General features: G+C 72.8%; 15 protein-coding genes. 4 read left to right on the plus strand and 11 right to left on the minus strand.

What is annotated here, in order from left to right:
* Nucleotides 1–79 precede the first annotated feature (79 nt).
* The 6 genes from K7854_RS29960 to K7854_RS29985 form a co-directional block, all read right to left on the minus strand.
* Nucleotides 80–2,746 carry a SpoIIE family protein phosphatase gene (locus K7854_RS29960; RefSeq protein WP_226029689.1) on the minus strand — a complete coding sequence of 889 codons (2,667 nt, stop codon included), beginning with the start codon at nt 2,744–2,746 and terminating at the stop codon, nt 80–82.
* 273 nt (nt 2,747–3,019) lie between these two features.
* Nucleotides 3,020–4,345: an alpha-glucosidase/alpha-galactosidase gene (locus K7854_RS29965; protein ID WP_226029690.1), complete on the minus strand. Its 1,326-nt coding sequence runs from the start codon at nt 4,343–4,345 to the stop codon at nt 3,020–3,022.
* Between the two features lie 47 nt (nt 4,346–4,392).
* Nucleotides 4,393–5,292, minus strand: a complete 900-nt coding sequence (locus K7854_RS29970) for a carbohydrate ABC transporter permease (RefSeq protein WP_226029691.1) — start codon at nt 5,290–5,292, stop codon at nt 4,393–4,395.
* Complete coding sequence (locus K7854_RS29975) at nt 5,289–6,239, minus strand: carbohydrate ABC transporter permease (protein ID WP_226029692.1); 951 nt, start codon at nt 6,237–6,239, stop codon at nt 5,289–5,291. Before K7854_RS29975 ends, K7854_RS29970 begins: the two co-directional genes overlap by 4 nt.
* Nucleotides 6,240–6,253: 14 nt before the next feature.
* Nucleotides 6,254–7,582, minus strand: a complete 1,329-nt coding sequence (locus K7854_RS29980; protein ID WP_226029693.1) for an ABC transporter substrate-binding protein — start codon at nt 7,580–7,582, stop codon at nt 6,254–6,256.
* A 37-nt stretch (nt 7,583–7,619) separates the two neighbouring features.
* Nucleotides 7,620–8,447: an endo alpha-1,4 polygalactosaminidase gene (locus tag K7854_RS29985; RefSeq protein WP_226029694.1), complete on the minus strand. Its 828-nt coding sequence runs from the start codon at nt 8,445–8,447 to the stop codon at nt 7,620–7,622.
* Nucleotides 8,448–8,820: 373 nt separating this feature from the next.
* Between K7854_RS29985 and K7854_RS29990 the strand changes: the two genes are divergently transcribed.
* Complete coding sequence (locus K7854_RS29990) at nt 8,821–9,042, plus strand: hypothetical protein (RefSeq protein WP_226029695.1); 222 nt, start codon at nt 8,821–8,823, stop codon at nt 9,040–9,042.
* 16 nt (nt 9,043–9,058) lie between these two features.
* Here K7854_RS29990 and K7854_RS29995 read toward each other — a convergent pair whose 3' ends face one another.
* Nucleotides 9,059–10,489, minus strand: coding sequence for a cellulose binding domain-containing protein (locus K7854_RS29995; protein ID WP_226029696.1), 1,431 nt, complete (start codon nt 10,487–10,489; stop codon nt 9,059–9,061).
* A 438-nt stretch (nt 10,490–10,927) separates the two neighbouring features.
* Between K7854_RS29995 and K7854_RS30000 the strand changes: the two genes are divergently transcribed.
* Nucleotides 10,928–11,773 (plus strand): GntR family transcriptional regulator, encoded by an 846-nt coding sequence (locus K7854_RS30000; protein WP_226029697.1) that lies wholly within the window; start codon nt 10,928–10,930, stop codon nt 11,771–11,773.
* A 168-nt stretch (nt 11,774–11,941) separates the two neighbouring features.
* Nucleotides 11,942–13,366, plus strand: a complete 1,425-nt coding sequence (locus K7854_RS30005; RefSeq protein ID WP_226029698.1) for a Gfo/Idh/MocA family protein — start codon at nt 11,942–11,944, stop codon at nt 13,364–13,366.
* 35 nt (nt 13,367–13,401) lie between these two features.
* On the opposite strand, the gene K7854_RS30010 is transcribed toward K7854_RS30005, so the two are convergent.
* Complete coding sequence (locus tag K7854_RS30010; RefSeq protein WP_226029699.1) at nt 13,402–14,154, minus strand: hypothetical protein; 753 nt, start codon at nt 14,152–14,154, stop codon at nt 13,402–13,404.
* 330 nt (nt 14,155–14,484) lie between these two features.
* Between K7854_RS30010 and K7854_RS30015 the strand changes: the two genes are divergently transcribed.
* A complete protein-coding gene (locus K7854_RS30015; protein WP_061440616.1) occupies nt 14,485–14,688 on the plus strand; it encodes a cold-shock protein in 204 nt (67 codons plus the stop codon).
* Nucleotides 14,689–14,788: 100 nt separating this feature from the next.
* Here the strand turns inward: K7854_RS30015 and K7854_RS30020 are convergent, their stop codons facing one another.
* The 3 genes from K7854_RS30020 to K7854_RS30030 all read right to left on the minus strand — a co-directional run.
* Nucleotides 14,789–15,604, minus strand: coding sequence for an SAM-dependent methyltransferase (locus tag K7854_RS30020; protein WP_226029700.1), 816 nt, complete (start codon nt 15,602–15,604; stop codon nt 14,789–14,791).
* A gap of 101 nt (nt 15,605–15,705) precedes the next feature.
* On the minus strand, nt 15,706–16,287 hold the full coding sequence (locus K7854_RS30025; RefSeq protein ID WP_226029701.1) for a TetR/AcrR family transcriptional regulator: 582 nt from the start codon (nt 16,285–16,287) through the stop codon (nt 15,706–15,708).
* Between the two features lie 76 nt (nt 16,288–16,363).
* Nucleotides 16,364–17,446: YncE family protein (locus K7854_RS30030; RefSeq protein WP_226029702.1), on the minus strand; the 1,083-nt coding region annotated here is incomplete at its 5' end.

Below are 17,446 nucleotides of genomic sequence, written 5' to 3' on the forward strand. Positions count from 1 at the left end.
CTCCGCGCACGTCAGGAGCCGCGGAGGCAGAAGGGGGTGCCCGAACGGGCAGGGCCTGCGGCGCCCGGCGCTCCGGTCGTCACCCGCCGGAGGGCCCGTGCCGCCCGGACGACGGCGGCGTGGGGCGGACGGCGAGGACCGCGATGTCGTCCCCGCTGTCCGCGCCCAGGCCGATCAACAGCTCGTCGCAGAACGTCTCCAGGGGCTCGCGCGCCAGGTCGGCGGCGTGGCGGCGCAGCCGGTCCAGGGCGTCGTCCAGGGGCTCGTCGCGGCGCTCGACGAGACCGTCGGTGTACAGCAGCAGGGTCGAGTGGGCGGGCAGCGCGTCCTGGGCCGTGGCACGGGCCGCGTCGGGGTCCATGCCGAGCAGCAGACCGGCACCGCCGTCGAGATAGCGGGTCCGGCCCTCCCGGGTGACCAGCAGCGGCGGCAGATGGCCGGCGGAGGAGTGCGTCAGCTCCCAGGGTCCCTCTGCGGGCCCCTTGACCAGGCCGTAGACGCAGGTGCCGGTCGCTTCCCGGTGGAGGCTGTGATTGGCCAGGTCCAGCCGGCGCAGCACCTCCGCGGGCGGTTCCTCGCGGTCCACCGCGATGCCGCGGAGCATGCTGCGCAACTGGCTCATCGCGATGGCCGCGTCGAGGTCGTGCCCCGTGACGTCGCCGATGACCAGCGCGGTGTTCCCGCCGGGCAGGACGAAGCTGTCGTACCAGTCCCCGCCGACCTGCGCGGTGGTCGAGGAGGCGGCGTAACGGGCGGCCAGCCGCAGACCCTCGACCTCCGGCAGCACCGGCAGCAGCGAACGCTGGAGCCGTTCGGCGATGGAGCGGGTGTCCTGGTACAGACGGGCGTTGTCCACCCCCAGCGCCAGGCTGTGGACCAGGTCCTCGACCAGCGTCAGGTCCTCTTCCGCGAACGGCCGCCCGCCGGACGCCCGGGCCAGGGTGAGGGCACCGAAGATCTTGCCGCGGGCCCGCAGCGGAGCGACGACGGCGCTGCCCGCCCCCAGCTCCCGGAACAGGTCGGCGTACGCCCGGTCCAGCGCGCTCCCGGACCGGCCCGGCCGCGGTGCGTCGGTCAGCAGCAGCGGCCCGGCGCCGCGCAGCACCCGGGCCAGCGGGCCCCGCGATTCCTCGGAGACCTCCGAGAGCGTCCCCTCGTACGCCCCCGGGCGCAGGACGCGGAGATCCCGGTGGACCACACAGACCCGGTCCACCTCGGCGTCCGTGGTGAACAGGTCCACCACGCACCAGTCGGCCAGTCGCCGGGTCAGCAGCCGGCCGGCGCGCTGCAGTCCCTCGTCGAGGTCCAGGGTGTTGTTGAGCTGGGCCGCGAGGTCGGCCAGGAGAGTGAGCCGGTCCAGCGCGGTCATGCCGCCGCCGGCACCGGACGTCCTGGCACCGGCCTCGGGAACGGCCCGTGACCGGCCCCCGTCCGGCTCCCCGACCGCCGCCTCCCGGATCCTGCCGGGGGTCCGCGGACCGCCGAGGAAGGTGGTCGCCCGCGGCACCAGCTGGGCGACGAAGACGGTGCGGCCGTCGGCCGTCTCCTGCGTCTGGATGTACAGCCGCACGGGCACCAGGCTGCCGTCCCGGTGCAGCGCCGGCAGCGGCACGGAGCGTCCCACGATGCGGGTGCGGCCGGTCAGCAGCATCGAGGAGAACGCGGCGGTGTGCCGCCCGCGCAGATGTTCGGGGATCAGGGTCGTCAGGCGGTGCCCGACCAGGTCGTCCGGGGCCCAGCCCAGCAGGTCCGCCGCGGCCCCGTTGACCGCCACGATCCGGTTGCCCTCGTCGGCGGCGACGGTCGGCATCCTGCTCGCCCGCACCTGGCCGACGTCCCACGGGACGAGCTCGGCGGAGCTGACCTCCGGCTCCCTGGGGACCACGGTCCACGCGGTGGGCCGGCCACCGGTCAGCTGCCCGGTGATCTCGTCGAAGAGCCAGTCCTGGAAGGCATGGCCGCGGGGCAGGTCCGGCAGCGTGAGCAGCCGCTCCTCCCGCGCCCGCGCCTCGGCCAGGTCGAGTACCCGGCGCAGCGCCCGGACCGCGGGCAGGGCCTCGGCCGACAGCGGCACCAGCAGGGTCTCCAGACCGGACTCGGGGACCGGTTCCGCCAGCACGCTCGTCACACCGGCGCTGATCATGTTGTTGACGTCGTTGGCCGCCGCCAAGTCCTCGGGCGGCACCCCGAGGGGGTCCCCCGCGAACGCGGCCAGCGTCAGCTCGCGCAGCACCAGGTGCCGGTGCTGGCGGCACGCCGACTCCAGGGCGGTCGGCACGTCGAGGAGCGCCACCGTCCGTTCGGGGGGCCGCGCCGGCACCGCGGTCTCCCACCCGGCCGACGGCGGCGGCGGGCCGTCGTGCCACAGCTCGAACCACACCGTCTTGCCCGTGTCGCCGACGTCGACGCCGAACCGGGAGGCCAGCTGCTCCACCAGCGCCAGTCCCTGCCCCGTCCCGGCGTACGGCGAGCAGCGCTGCGGTACCGGTCCGCGACTCGGCCGCCGGTCCCCGACCCGTACCCGGACCCGGCCGTCCAGGCGGGCCACGCTCACCTCGATCTCGGTGCGCGCGTGCAGCACCGCGTTGGTGACCAGCTCACTGGCCAGCAGCTGGGCCGTCCCCACCAGGTCCCGTGGGGCACCTTCCAGCGCGCCGCGCACGAACCGACGGGCCGCCGCCACGCTCACCGGCCCGTCGGGAAAACGCCGTGACACCGCCGGCGGCGGCGGATCGGGGTAACCCATGACCTCAGTGTGGGCCCCGCACGGCCCGTCCCGCAGCGTGCGCCGTCCCGGCGCGCCCCGCGCCCGGCGGCGCCGCTGTCCGCCGGTCGGGTGAAGCCCGCCCGGTGCGGGCCCGGGAGAGCGGTCGGCCGTGGCGGCCGGGTGCGGGAGGTACGACGGCCGGGGGAGCGCCGGGTCTGGCAGGCGGACGATTACTCCGATAGCTTGCGGGGTGCGGCCCCGCGTTCTCCCCCGTACGCGGGGCCGCACCAGGTCGGTCGCGCGGCGGTCGGCTCAGGGGGCGAGCGCGCCCCGCAGCCCGGGCTGCAGCCGGTCCCCGTGCGCACGGACCATGTCGTCGCACAGCTGCCAGATCTCCTCGACCCTGAGGGTCGCCGCCGTCGCCGGGTCGGCCATCGCCGCGTGCCGGATGTGCCGCGGGTCGTCCTCCGTCGCCGCCCGCACCACCAGGTCGGTGGTGCTGAGGTAGGCCCGGTTGAGGGCCGCCAGCTGCGGGGGCAGCGAACCGATGCGGGTGGGCTGGAGGCCGGCGGAGTCGACCAGGCACGGCACCTCGACGGTGCCCCGGGCGGGCAGGTTCTCGATCAGACCGTGGTTCGGCACGTTGCCGTAGACCGTGCGCGGCGTGCCGGTCACCATGCTGTGGATGATCTGCGGCGCGTACTCCATGGTCCCCTCGACCGTCAGCGGCGCCCCGCAGGCCAGCGCGTCGCGGGTCCGCTCGTACTCGGCCACGTTCTCGTCGACGATGCCGAGGTAGGCACCGACGGGCAGCCGCAGCCGGTCGATCTCGCTGTCGTGGTGCAGGTACCAGGGGACGTACTCGCTGGAGTGCTCGCTGGTCTCCGTCGGGTAGTGGCCGAGGCGTCGGTACATGTCCATCCGGACCCGGCGGCGCAACTGCGGGTCCTCGGCGATCAGGGCGTCCAGGCGCGGGTGGAGGTCGGCGCCCTCGTGCTCCAGGCGCAGCACCCACGCCTGGTGGTTGACGCCGGCGGCCTGGTAGGTGACCTCCTCGTAGGGGACCTTCAGCAGCTCGCACAGGCCCTGGATCGTCCAGTACACGGAGTGACACAGCCCCACCACCCGCGTCAGGCCGGTCGCCTCGGCGAGGTACTGGACGTTCATCGCCATGGGGTTGGTGTAGTTGAGCAGCCAGGCGTCCGGGCAGACCTCGGCGATGTCCTCGCCGAGCGCCTTGAGCAGCGGGAAGGTGCGCAGGGCGCGGAAGATGCCGCCGACACCGAGGGTGTCGCCGATGGTCTGGCGCAGTCCGTAGCGTGCCGGGACCTCGAAGTCGGTGCGGGTCGCCTCGCCCATGCCGACCTGGACGATGTTGATGACGAAGTCGGCGCCTTCCAGGGCCTCGCGGCGGTCGGCGTGTGCGGTGACGCGGGGCCGGGCACCGCGTTCGGCGGCGATGTACTCGGCGGCGGCCCGCGCGGTGGCCAGGCGCTCCGCGTCGATGTCGTGCAGCGCGATGTGCGCGGACTTCAGCTCGTCGAAGGCGAAGAGGTCGGCGAGCAGACCCTGGGTGAAGACGACGCTGCCGGCTCCGACGAAGACGATCTTGGGTGCGGTCGGGTGGGCGGTGCTCATGCGGGGTTCTTTCCGTTGCGGGTGGCGGCGGACGGAGGGCGGTTCGGTCAGCCCTTGAGTCCGCTGGAGGTGATCGACTGGATGAAGGTCTTCTGCGCGCCGAGGAAGGCGAGCAGGACCGGGAGCACGGTGATGACGTTGCCCGCCATCACGGCCGCCCACTGGGTGTGGTGCTGCCCCTGGAACGTGGTCAGCCCGAGTTGCAGCGTGTACTGCGTGTCGTGGTTGATGGCGATCAGCGGCCAGGTCAGGTCGTTCCACGTGGTGAGGAAGGTCAGGACGGCCACCGTGGCCAGCGCCGGACGGGACAGCGGCAGCACGATCCGCCACAGCACCCGCAGCCGGGAGCAGCCGTCGATCCAGGCGGCCTCCTCCAGCTCCCTGGGCAGCGAGAGGAAGAACTGCCGCAGCAGGAACACCGCGAACGGCGTGACCAGCGACGGCACGATCAGCGCGCCCAGGGTGTCGATGAGGCCGAGCTTCTTCATCACCAGGAACGTCGGGATCATGGTCAGCTGGAACGGCACCGCCATCGTCGCCAGCATCAGCCCCATCAGCACCCGGGAGCCCGCGAACCGCATCCGGGCGAAGGCGTACCCGGCCAGCGAGCCGAAGACGAGGTTGGCGGCGACCGTGACGGCGGAGACGATCAGCGAGTTGAGGAACCAGCGGGGGAACATCGCGTTGCCCAGCACGTAGCGGTAGCCGCCGAGGTCGATGCCGGACGGCCACAGGGCCGGCGGGAAGCGATTGATCTCCGCGTTGCTCATCACCGAGCTGAGCACCAGCCAGACCAGCGGCACGGCGAAGACGAGGGCGAGCGGCGCGAGCAGCAGGTGCCAGGGGCTGAACGGGAGCCGCGGGCGGCGCCGTTCGCCTGCGGCGGACGCCTTGGCGACGTCGTGGGCGCCGGCGGTGGTGCCGGGCCGGGCGGAGGTCGCCGTCATGAGCGGGCCCCTTCGAGACGGTGGCGTCCCCGACGCCGGACGATGCGGACGGCCCCGGCGACCAGGCCGAGGGCGACGGCCAGGACGTAGGCGGCCGAGGCCCCGTATCCGGCGGTGGCGTTCTTGAAGGCCTGCTCCCAGATGAAGTAGACGATCACCGTGGTCGAGCCGAGCGGACCGCCCTTGGTGGTGACGTACACCAGGTCGAAGACCTGGAGGGACTGGATCGCCTGCCACAGCACCAGGAAGACGGTGACCGGGGTGAGCGTGGGCAGTGTGACGTGGCGCAGCAGGTGCCGGCGGCCGGCGCCGTCCAGGCGGGCCGCCTCGATCAGGGACTGCGGTACGTCCTGGAGGGCGGCGAGGTACACCACGACGCAGAAGCCGGTGCCGCTCCACAGGGTGATCGCCACCAGTACCAGCAGCGCCTGGGAGGGATCGGACAGAAAGCCCTGCGAAGAGACGCCGAGGCGGTGCAGCACCGAGTTGGCGGCGCCGAACTCCGGGTCCAGGATGAACGAGAACAGCACGCCCTGCGCGGTCGCCGACAGTACGAACGGCACGAAGATCAGGGTGCGGTAGAGGCCGACGAGGCGGATGCGCCGGTTCAGCACCAGGGCGAGGAGCAGGCCGAACAGCAGGCTCAGCGGCACGTAGAGAACCGTGTAGAGCAGGGTGTTGCGGACCGCCTGGCTGAAGTTGGGGTCCTGGGCCAGGGCGCGGTAGTTGTCCAGGCCCACCCAGCGGCTGGGCGTCACCAGGTCGCTGGCCTGGAAGGACAGCAGCAGCGACCAGATCACCGGGACGATGCTCAGGCCGAGGACGATCAGGACCGCCGGTGAGACGAACGCCCAGGCGGTGCCGGTTTCGCGGCGGCGCCTGCGGCGCAGGGGCCGTGGGTCCGGCGGCGGGCCCTCGACGGTGATGGGGCGGGGGAGGCGCGGCATGGCGGTGTGGCTCCTCAACGCGGGATGAGCAGGGCGGCGTTGGCTTCGTCGGCGCAGGCACGCAGCGCCTTCTCGGGGGTGCTGCGCCCCAGGAGCACGGCGACGATCGCCTGCCCGAGCGCCTGCGAGACCTCCGGGTACGCCGGGTGGACGGGGCGCACCCGCGCCGTCTCCAACGCCGTGGTGAACACGTTCAGGCCCTCGGTGCGGGCGACCTTGTCCTGCCAGGCGGGCAGGGCCTCGGTGCGGCGGCTGAGCGGGAGGCTGCCGGCCTCGATGTCCCAGCGCACGTCCTGCTCGGGCCGGGCCAGCCAGGTCAGGAAGGTCCGGGCGGCCTTCGAGCGGGCCTCGCCGTTGTCGAACACCGTCCAGGTGTCCGGACCCGAGATGGTGACCGGACGCCCGCTGAAGGAGGGCAGGGGAACCACGTGGTAGTCGATCCCGGCGGTCTCGATGTCGGGCAGCTGCCACGGGCCGGTGACCACCATGCCCATGCGGCCGGACTGGAAGACCTGGTACATCTGCTCGCTGCCGGGCTTGGGATCGACGTACACGCTCTTGTCCCGGGCCAGGTCGGCCACCACCTGGAGCGCCCGGGCGCCGGTGTCGGCGAAGCCGATGCCCTTGCCGCCGTCGTCGACGACGTCGCCGCCCAGGTCCCAGATCAGCGGCCACAGCCGCCACACGGTGTCCTCGTCGCCCGTGCCCGGCCAGCCGGTGCCGAACCGGCCGCGGCCCGACTCGGTGAGCGCACGGGCCGTGGCGACGAAGTCCTGCCAGGTCCAGCCGGCCTCCGGCAGGGGCAGACCGGCCTCGCGGAACAGCTTCTTGTTGCAGACCACGGCGAGCGAGTCGAGCACCGCGGGGGCGGCCCTGACCCTGCCGTTGAGCGTGACGGCGTCCCTGGAGGCCGCCCAGTAGTTCTTCCACGGCACCGGCCCCGACCCGGCCGTCTCGGTGAGGTCCACGACCTGCGGGCTGCGGGCCACCCGGGCCAGGTCCGACCCGAAGATGTAGGCGATGTCCGGGTAGGAGCCGGCGGCGAGGGCGGCCGTCACCTTCTGCAGCATCACGTCGGCCAGCACGCCCCCGCCCAGCTTCACCCTGATCTTCGGGTGCGACCGCTCGAAGTCGGCGACCAGGCCCTCCAGGGCCTTCTTCGCCGTGTCCGCCTGGCCGTGCCACATCTCGACGGTGACCGTGCCGTCGGCCGCGACGCCGTCGTCCGTACCGGCCCCGCAGCCGGTCACCGCGGTGCCCGCGACCACCGCGAGCGCGGCACCCCCGCCGGCCCGCAGCACACCCCTGCGCGAGGGGCGCGCGGCACGTCGGACCGCATCCATCTGTACCTCCAAGGACTGCACTGGCCGTCGGGCGGTGTCAGCAGGTCTCACGGACGTAGCCGCTGCTGCCCTTCGGCGACACGTCCCGGTCGCGCCGGACGATGCTCAGTTCGTCGCCGAAACCCGCGCACGCCTTCGACAGGCCCTTGGCGGTGTACTCGACGACGATCACCCGGTCGCCGAACTCGGCCGTGTAGTCGCCGCACTCGTCCCACTCGCCGCACTCCTCGGCGACCGCGAAGTCCAGCCCGTTCGCCTCGCGGTTCGGGGCCAGTTCGACGGTGTTCTTCTGCCCGATCGCCAGCCCGTCGGAGTGCGCGCGCTCGGCCAGCAGCTTGATCAGGCCCTGCGCGTCGGCGGCGTCCAGCAGGTCGCCCGCCCGGGTGTAGCTGTCGTAGTTGTCCGGCTCCACGGCCTGGAAGCCCTTGTCCGCGCACCCGTCGATCCAGGTGCCGACCTTCTCGGCGATGCGCTCGCGCTTGCCGGCGGTGCGGATGTCGAGGAAGGCCTCGCCCCAGTCGGTGTCGTAGACGACGTCGCCGTTCGCGTCGCGCAGCAGCAGGTCGTCGTCCCAGTCCTGTTCGGCACCGGGCTGGGCCTGGAAGGCGTTGACGTAGCAGATGTTGTACAGGCCGGGCGCGGGGGACGCCGTGTGGTCGCGGCTGACCACCGTCACGCCGGCCGGCGGGGTGTAGGCGCCGCCGATCTGGTAGTCGAAGCCCGCGTGGGCGGGGGGCGGGGCGTAGTCGGCCGCCTCGGCCGGGGTGCTGCCCGGGACGAGTGCGGCGGCGGTGACGAGGACGGCGGTGGCACCGATGCCGGCCAGCACCGGCTTCCTGGAGGTGTGCACCTGCGTACGGCTCATGGTTCGAGCTCCGGAGGGTGGTGGGCACGTCCCCGCCTCGGAGGGCGCGTGGCCGTCCTGGCGACTCAGTCCGGGCTCCTGGCGCGAAGCCAGCTACCGGCTGGGCGTACCTCTGCCGCCGATCACACGACATCGGCGTTGACCGGGAGTAAATCGACCGGATCCGCACCCTGTCAAGAGTTCGAAACGAGAGAGCCGGTGCACGAAGATGATCGAAAGCAGCTCGTACGGTGCAGAATCAATCATGGTGCGTCGCTTCCCGGGTACCGGGGAACGATGGATGCGGGCCGGACGGGAGCCGTGATCACGACGCTCCCGCCGGGCTGGTAACGTCGCGTGGTCGCGGCGGGCGGCGCGAGAGAGGTGTCGGTGCGTGGGAGAGCGGCAGGACCGTGACTGGGTGGCGATGACGCCGGGCGACTTCGACCGGGACGCCCCGCTGGTCCTCAACGTGGGCACCGGCCCCGCCACCGTCCCGGCCGAGCCCGACGAGTACGGCACCGCCCCGCTGTTCGGCGAGACGGCACCCGCACCCAGCACCCGGCCGCGCACCCGGCGGGGACGGCCCGCGCCCGGTCAGGAGCGGCTGTTCTGACCGTCCCCGCCAGGGGTCACGAGGCGGGCACCTCGTCCAGGAAGCCGGTCCCGGCCGCGCGGTACCCGGCGACCTTCGCGGCCACCTCGGCCGGGGTGAGCACCTGGTCCTTGACGTGCAGGACGTAGTCGACCTGCTGGTCGTAGGCGCGCGGGACCGTCGAGGTCTGGCCGTTCAGGTCGATCAGCCACTGGTTGAAGTTGATCGACATCGGACGCTCCGGCAGGTACTGCGCGCCGTGCGTGCCGAACGGCTGACCGTCCACGTAGTAGGCGATGGCGTCGTCGTCGATGGTCACCACCAGGTCGTGCCAGCCGGCGTAGCTGCTGCGCTGCTCGGAGTGCTGGTTGACGGCCTGCCAGGGATCGGGGTTGTAAGTCTCCCAGGAGGTCGTGTAGAGGATGTTGGACGGTTCGCCCCACCCGCCGTTCGGCAGGTACTCGAAGTCGTACTCGGCGTAGTCGTCGGCCATCGGCGCCTTGAGGTCGTTGATGGTGAAGAAGGTCTGCACCAGGTGGTCCCCGTCGGGCCCGGACTTCGGGGCGTCGGAGAACTTCACGCGCGCGGCATAGGTCCCGTTGCGGAACTTCATGGACTTGGTCAGGACCTCGGTCTGCGTGGTGGTCGCCCCGGTGCCCGCCGTGGAGGTCTCCAGGTTCATCACCGAGTTGCCGCCGGCCGAGACGAAGGTGACCTTCGACGGGTCCCAGGCGGCGCCCGGGACGCCGGGCCCGCCGGAGTTGGAGCGCACGCTCCAGCCGTGCGCCGAGAGCGCGGGGTCGGTGTGCGAGCCGTAGTCGAAGTCGTCGAACAGGGTCTGACCGCCGCCGGGCGGATCGGTGGGGTCGGTCGGATCGGTCGGGTCGGTGGGGTCGTTGCCCTCGGGAGCCGTTCCCCAGACCGTGGCGCCGGCCAGTTGCGCGGTGACCTTGTCCCAGTCGCCGTACGAGGTCCGGGCGCCGTCGAAGGAGTAGTCGTCGCTCTGCCGCAGCGGCTGCCAGTCGCTCCGGTGGAAGCGCAGTTGCAGGTCGCCGGTGTCCGCACCGGGCGCCAGGGCGCCGGCCGCCGCGGTGAAGCCCACCTCCAGGTAGCGGTCGGCCGACGCCGTCGGGTTGCTCAGGGTGCCGAACGTGCCGGTGACGCCCGCGCAGCCGCGCACCGCCCAGGAGCAGGCGAAACGGTAGGAGGCGTTCGGGGAGTCCGCCTTGAAGTAGTAGCGGATCCTCACCTGGCTCAGCTGCACGGTGGACGAGCCGGTGTTGCGGACCTTGAACCAGGGTTCCGTCTGGTCCGCCGTGGCCCCGCTCGCGCTGGTGCGGTACTGGACGGTGAGTCCGTCGGCCGCGGGGGCGGCCTGGGCCGGGAGCGCGGTCAGGGCACCGCCGCCCAGGACGACGGCCACGGCGAGCGCCAGGCGGGCGCGGCCTGCGGTGGGTCGGTTTCTCATGCGGGATCCTTTCGGCACGGCTCCCGCCGGGGCGGGAGCGTCGGGGGGTGGTGCGGGGTGTGGGGGAGTGTCACGGGGAGACCGGCCGGCGGGCCGGCGTGCGGCACGTCCAGGGCGTCCAGGCGGGCGCGGTGTGGGCCCGGGGCTCGCGGAGCGCGCGCAGTCGAAGCAGGCGGCGCGGTGGTCGGCGTGCACGCGAACGGTGGTTCACGGTTCACCTCTGGGAGAACTGGAGGGGACCACACACCCGGACCTGACCAGTAGGGGCGCGGGAGCTTACCAGTCGGCGTTGGTCGAAGGTGGCATGGACCAATGGAGGCGTCAACCCCCCACGTAGGCAAGGAATTTGAGTCGCCAGGGAGTGGGGAGGTGGCTGGTTCATGTCCGAGGTGGACAGGTAAGCTGGCTGACCAGCAGACCAGTTGACGGGAGTGCCGCATGGAGATCGACGCCGCCGCTTCCGGTGCGGTGCTCAAGCGGGAGCGCGTCCGCGACGCCATCCTGGAACTCATCGAGGACCGGCGGCCGGGGGACGCCATTCCCTCGGAGCGGACCCTGTGCGCCGAACTCGGCGTGTCCCGGCCCACGTTGCGTGCCGCCGTCGACGAACTGGTGGTCGCCGGACTGCTGGTGCGCGAGCACGGTCGCGGCATGTTCGTCGCCGCCGAGAAGATCACCCAGGAACTGGTCTCCGACCGCCGCGCCTTGAGCCTCCCGCAGGCCGCCGGCACCTGGACCAGCAGGCTCCTGGAGGTCCGCACCCTGCCCGCGGGCGCCCGGGTGGGCCGCAGGCTGCGCATGTCGCCGGCGGCACAGATCCACTACGTGGCACGTCTGCGGCTGGTCGACGGCTCGCCCATGGCCATCGAGTACCTGCACGTGCCGGCCGACCTCGTCGCGGACCTGACCAGTGCGGAACTGGAGCAGGGCGACCTTTACGAGCACCTGGGCGAGCGGCACGGCGTCCGGGTCAGCGAGGCCGTGCAGTCGATCGAACCCACCGTGGTCACCCGCGCCGAGGCCGACCTGCTCGACGTACCCGAACTCTCCCCGGCGCTGCTCTTCGAGCGCCTGACCACCGACACCCGGGGCCGGCCCGTCGAGTACGTGCACTCCCTCTACCGGGGCGACCGCTACCGGATCGTCTCCCGGCTCACCCTGGGCCCGCGTGACCAGGCGCCGCCGTCGGACGAGGGGCACCATCCGGGCATCCCGCCGGGGGACTTCACCACCAAGGACCCCGTCACGCTCTCCACCCGCGGGGTGGTGCAGGACGGGATGTAGCGGCGCCTCAGGCACGCGGAACTGCGCGGAAATGCTCGTAACGGCTTTGTATCGAGCACGTATTGACATGTCTCGGCTGACGCCGCAGAGTCATGCCCCGACCGTGCTCGACAACGCCCGACCGTGCCCCGCCCGTGCTGCCCCACGCCCACGAGGAGTGTTGCCGTCATGTCCCAGCCCCCTGCCCTCTCGCGCCGTCTGCTCCTCGGCTCGGCCGCCGCCACCGGCGCACTCGCCGCCGGGATCGGGGCCGCCGCCCCGTCCGCGTCGGCGGCGGACGCGCCCTCGCCCCGCCGCAGGCCCGGCCAGAAGTCGATGATCGGCGTGCCCTTCGCCGCCCACGGAACCGTCCGCGTCGCCGTCATCGGCCTCGGCAACCGGGGCGGCGGCATGATCACCGGCTGGGCGGCCGTGCCCGGCTGCACCGTGACCGCCGTCTGCGACATCCGCGCCGACCGGGCCGAGCGGGCCGCCGCCCGCCTGGAGAGCAAGGGCCACCCGCGCCCCGCCGAATACGGGGGCTCCGCCGACGCCTACGCCCGGATGCTGCGCCGCGACGACATCGACCTGGTGTACGTCGCCACGCCCTGGGAGTTCCACTACGAGCACGGCCGGGCCGCGCTCCTCAGCGGCAGGCACGCCGTCGTGGAACTGCCCATCGCGACGGAACTGCGCCAGCTGTGGGACCTCGTCGACACCTCCGAGCGCACCCGCAGGCACATGCTCCTGTCCGAGAACTGCAACTACGGCCGCAACGAACTGGCCATGCTCAAGGCGGCGCACGACGGCCTGTTCGGCGACCTCACCAACGGCCACGGCGGCTACCTGCACGACCTGCGCGAACTCCTCTTCTCGGACACCTACTACACCGACTCCTGGCGGCGGCTGTGGCACACCCGCAGCACCGCCTCCTTCTACCCGATGCACGGTCTCGCCCCGATCGCCGCGGCCATGGACGTCAACCGCGGCGACCGCATGACCACCCTGCGCGCCACCGCGACCGCCCCGAAGGGGCTGGCCGACTACCGGGCCCGCTTCGTCCCGCGCGACCACCCCTCCTGGAAGGAGACCTACATCAACGGTGACCTGGTCACCTGCATGATCGAGACCGCGCGGGGCAGGACGATCCGGGCGGAGCACGACGTGAGTTCGCCCCGCCCCTACAGCCGGATCAACACCCTCGCCGGCAGCCGCGGCATCGTCGAGGACTACGCCGGTCCGGCCCCGACCGGCGCCCGCATCTACGTCGAGCCGGACCACAGCGGCCACACCTGGCGCGACTTCGAGGGCTACCGCAAGGAGTACGACCACTGGCTGTGGCAGAAGGTCGGCGACGACGCCGCGAACAACGGCGGCCACGGCGGCATGGACTACGTCCTGCAGTGGCGCACCGTCCAGCTGATGCGCGCGGGTCTGGTGCCGGACATCGACGTCTACGACTCGGCCGCCTGGTGCTCGCCCGTCCCGCTCAGCGTCACCTCGCTGGCCAGGGGCGGCCGCCCCGTCGAGATCCCGGACTTCACCCGGGGCGCGTGGCGGGAGCGCAGGCCGGGACTGGACTCGACGCCCACCGACATGCCGCCCGTGGGCTGAGCACGGCGCGCGGGGCGTGTCGAGACCCCGGCGCCCTACCGCGTCAGTACCTCCTCCGGGCCCATGACGACCACCGGTCCCTTCGCCGGGTCCAGCGCGGTGAGCAGCGCGCGCATGTGCTCCTCGCTCAGCGACACGCAGGCGTTGGTCGGCCCGTCGTGGTCCACGTGGATCCAGACCCCGCCCCCCTTGTCCTCACCCAGGGGGCGGGTCTTGTCCAGCGGGGTGGTGCCGGGCACCCGGTTGTAGTCGATGGCGACCACGTAGTCGAACGAACCCTCCAGGGGCTCGCCCAGGTGCCCGGTGCCCGAAACGGAGAACTCCGGGTCCTCGTCGTAGGGGAGCAGGGTGCCCGGATCGGGCAGCCGGCCGCCGGCGTCGCTGAGGCCGAAGACTCCGATGGGCGTGTGCAGGTCGCCCGCCTCGTGGTCGTCGGTCCAGCCGCGCAGACCGTTGTGCGCGGGCCAGGGACCGGCGACCGCGCGCCAGCCCTCGGCCGGGTACTGCTCGTAGAGCACCACCTGGGCCCGGGAGGAGCTCCCGGTCTCGCCGGTGACCACCAGGGCCTGCCGGGTGCCGTCCGGGAGACGCTCCCGCATGACGGGCCCGACCCCGGGCAGCGGGCGGGGGAAGGAGCGCGGGGGAGCGGGGCGCGGGGCCGCGGAACTCCCGGGTGCGTGCGCGTCCTGCGAGGAGGCGCCCGCGTGCTCCCGGGCGCAGCCGGTGGCCAGCACGCCGGTGCACATGACAGTGCCGATCACCAGGGCCAGCGCTTTGCTGACGGTCATATCGATCTCCGACTCCGTGGGTGGACTCTTCATAGCTAGACCACTTCAGGAACCGGGTTGTGCGCAGGCCTCGCCGTCTCCCCCGGATGGCGCAGCGGCGACCCGCGCGGCGGCGGCCGACGGCTCAGGTCGGCAACATGCTTCCCGCTCGGACCCCTTACTCACTGGTGGGGCTCGGACATGCCGTGTAGCGTCAGCAGCAGATGTCGTGGTTCGCCCAGACCGCCCGCGCACCAGTGCGGGCGGTTTGCTGTGCAATGCCGGAGGACCAGGACGACCACCTCCGGGTTCGCGCGGTGCGGATCCGATCACGGCTGAAAGGCAAAAGGCATGGCCAGCGGAACCGTCAAGTGGTTCAACTCCGAAAAGGGCTTCGGCTTCATCGCGCAGGACGGCGGCGGCCCCGACGTCTTCGCGCACTACTCCAACATCAACGCGACGGGCTACCGCGAGCTGCAGGAAGGCCAGGCCGTCACCTTCGACATCACCCAGGGCCAGAAGGGCCCGCAGGCGGAGAACATCAACCCCGCCTGACCGGGAGACCGCCGAACAGGGCGGGGCTCCGGGGAACACTCGTTTCCCGGGGCCCCGCCCTGCGGCACGTCGTCCTCCCGGCCCGGCGCGGGTCAGGACGTCACGGCTTGCGGGCGAGTCCGCCGTGTTCGCCGATCAGCTCGGGGGCGTCGGCGCCCTCCTCCGGACGCCACCGGGTCACCGGGACCACGCCGGGCTCCACCAGCTCCAGACCGTCGAAGAACGACGTGATCTGCTCGACGGTGCGCAGGACGTACGGCGCCGCGCCGCTCTCGTTGTAGGCGTCCTGAGCCCGGTCGAACTCCGGGTCGATGCCCCGCGAGCCGTCGTTGACCGAGAGGTAGCTGCCGGACGGCAGAGCCGCCATCAGCCGGGTGACGACGGAACGCGCCCGGTCGTAGTCGGGGATGTGGCCCAGGATGTTGCTGAGGATCAGGGCGACGGGCTTGTCGAAGTCCAGTGTCTCGGCGGCCGCCGCGAGGACGGTGTCGGGGTCGAGCACGTCGGAGTCGATGTACGCGGTCGCGCCCTCGGGGGCCGAGTACAGCAGCGCACGGGCGTGGGCGAGGACCATGGGGTCGTTGTCGACGTAGACGATCCGGGTCTCGGGCGCGATCCGCTGGGCCACCTCATGGGTGTTGTCGGCGGTCGGCAGACCGGTTCCGATGTCGAGGAACTGCCGGATGCCCGCCTCGGCGACCAGATGGGTGATGTTGCGGCGCAGGAACGCGCGGCTGCTGCGGGCGATGGTGACGATGCCGGGGAAGACGGCGGTGTACGCGTCCCCGGCCTGCTCGTCGACCGGGTAGTTGTCCTTCCCGCCCAGCCAGTAGTTCCAGATCCGGGCCGAGTGCGGCACCGAGGTGTCGATGTTCTGCTGCGCGGCGTGGCCGGGAGTCGTCGAGGGGTCGCTCATGGGTACGGTCCGTCTTTCAGCCGAGGCGTGGGTGCTTGACCACAACCTACGTGGCAACGGGGCCTTTCCGTACCCCGGTTGGCCGACGGAGCCGGGCGGGACTAACCGGCGCCCACCGCGCCGCGCGCGGACAGGGTGCGGAGCACGTCGAAGCACTCGGCGAGCAGCGGCCGCAGCGGTCGCCCCTGCCCCTCGTCCATCCAGCGCCCGAAGGCGACCTTGAGCACGCCGACCGCCGACTCGGCGGTCAGCAGCGCCGTCAGTTCGCCCACACCGCGCTCGCGCAGCGCGTCGGCGAGCGCGGCGGACAGCGACGCGAGCTTGATCAGTTCCCGCTCCCGCAGCTCGGTGTTGGCGTCGATGACGCCCTGCCGTTGGCGGACCAGGTCGCCGCGCTCCTCGAAGACGCCCGCCGCGGTGTCGAGGGCGGCGGTCACCGCCTCCAGCGGCGTCGCCGTCGCGGGCGCCGCCGCCACGGCGCCCACGCACAGCTCCTCCAGCCGTCCGGAGCCGCCGAAGAGCACCTCCCGCTTGTCGGCGAAGTGCCGGAAGAACGTCCGCTCCGTCAGCCCCGCACGCTGGGCGATGTCGGCCACCGGGGTCTGTTCGTAGCCGCGTTCCACATACAGCTCCAGTGCCGCCTGCTCCAGGCGGCCGCGCGCGTTCGGCTCCCATCGACCCATGCCGCGAGTCTACGTGAGGACAGCCACTGTCATGAGCACGGGAGCGAGCCCCGGGAGACCAGGCGGCCCCGGTGGCTCACCCGCCGCCCGGCTCCGGGCCGCCGAGGACCGCGACGGCCAGGGGCCGCTCGCCCACCGGGAGCCGGGTCACCCGGCCGGAGCCGAGGTCGACGACGCTCAGGCCGTTCCAGTAGCCGTCGCGGGTGAAGCCGCCGGAGACGTAGGCGGTGCCGCCGTCGGCGGAGAGCGTGACGGTCTCGTGCGGGCCGTCCAGCGGGACGACCCGTTCGCCGCCGCCGGGAGCGCGCACGGTCAGGGACGGGCCGTCGTCCTCGGACGGGTCGATCGGGCCGGTGCCCACCACGTAGAGCGTGCCGTCGAGACCCGCCGTGATGCCGTGCTGGTGGGTGTTGGCGGTCATGTCCTCGATCCGGACCCGGCCGGTGGCGGGGTCGACCACCGCGAGCCGCTCGCCCTCGAAGGGCAGCAGCAGCGCGCCGTCGGCGGGGCGCACGGCGGTGTAGTGCGGCTTGAGCCAGGAGCCGAGCCCGCCCTCGGTGCCGTACGGGGCGACCTCGATGCGGCGCGCCGTCCAGTCGCGGGTGTCGACGACGCTCACGTCGAAAGAGTCGTGGTTGGTCGCGTAGACCTGCCGCCCGTCGCGCGAGACGTCGACGTCGAAGGGCCGGCGACCGGCCGGCACGACCCGCGTGACCTGCCGTCGACCGGTGTCGACGACCTCCAGCGTGCCGTCGCCGCCGGGGACGTTGACCCCGACGTAGACGCGGCTGCCGTCCGGGGACAGGGCGATGCCCATGCCGCCGCCCCGGTACTCGCCGCTCGTCACCGGGCCCGTGTCCGTCCGGTAGGGGATCAGGGCGGTGCGCTCGCGGGTGCGGGTGTCCACGACGGCCACGCCCTCCGCGGTCGCCACCCAGGCCGTGCCGTCCTCGCCCAGGGCGATCCCGTACGGCGCCGCCCCCACCCGCACCGAGCCCAGGTCGGCCGCCCGGCCCCGTCCGGCGGGGTCGACGAAGGTGACGGTGTCCGCGCCGAAGTCCGTGACCAGCAGGGTGCCTTCCGGCGTGCGTGCCGGGGCGCCGCCGGCGTCGGGCGTGCGCGGGGCCGTGGTGGCGGGCGGGGCGGACACCGGGGGCGC

It is taken from the genome of Streptomyces hyderabadensis (genome assembly GCF_020404845.1).
GTDB classification, from domain to species: Bacteria; Actinomycetota; Actinomycetes; order Streptomycetales; family Streptomycetaceae; genus Streptomyces; species Streptomyces hyderabadensis.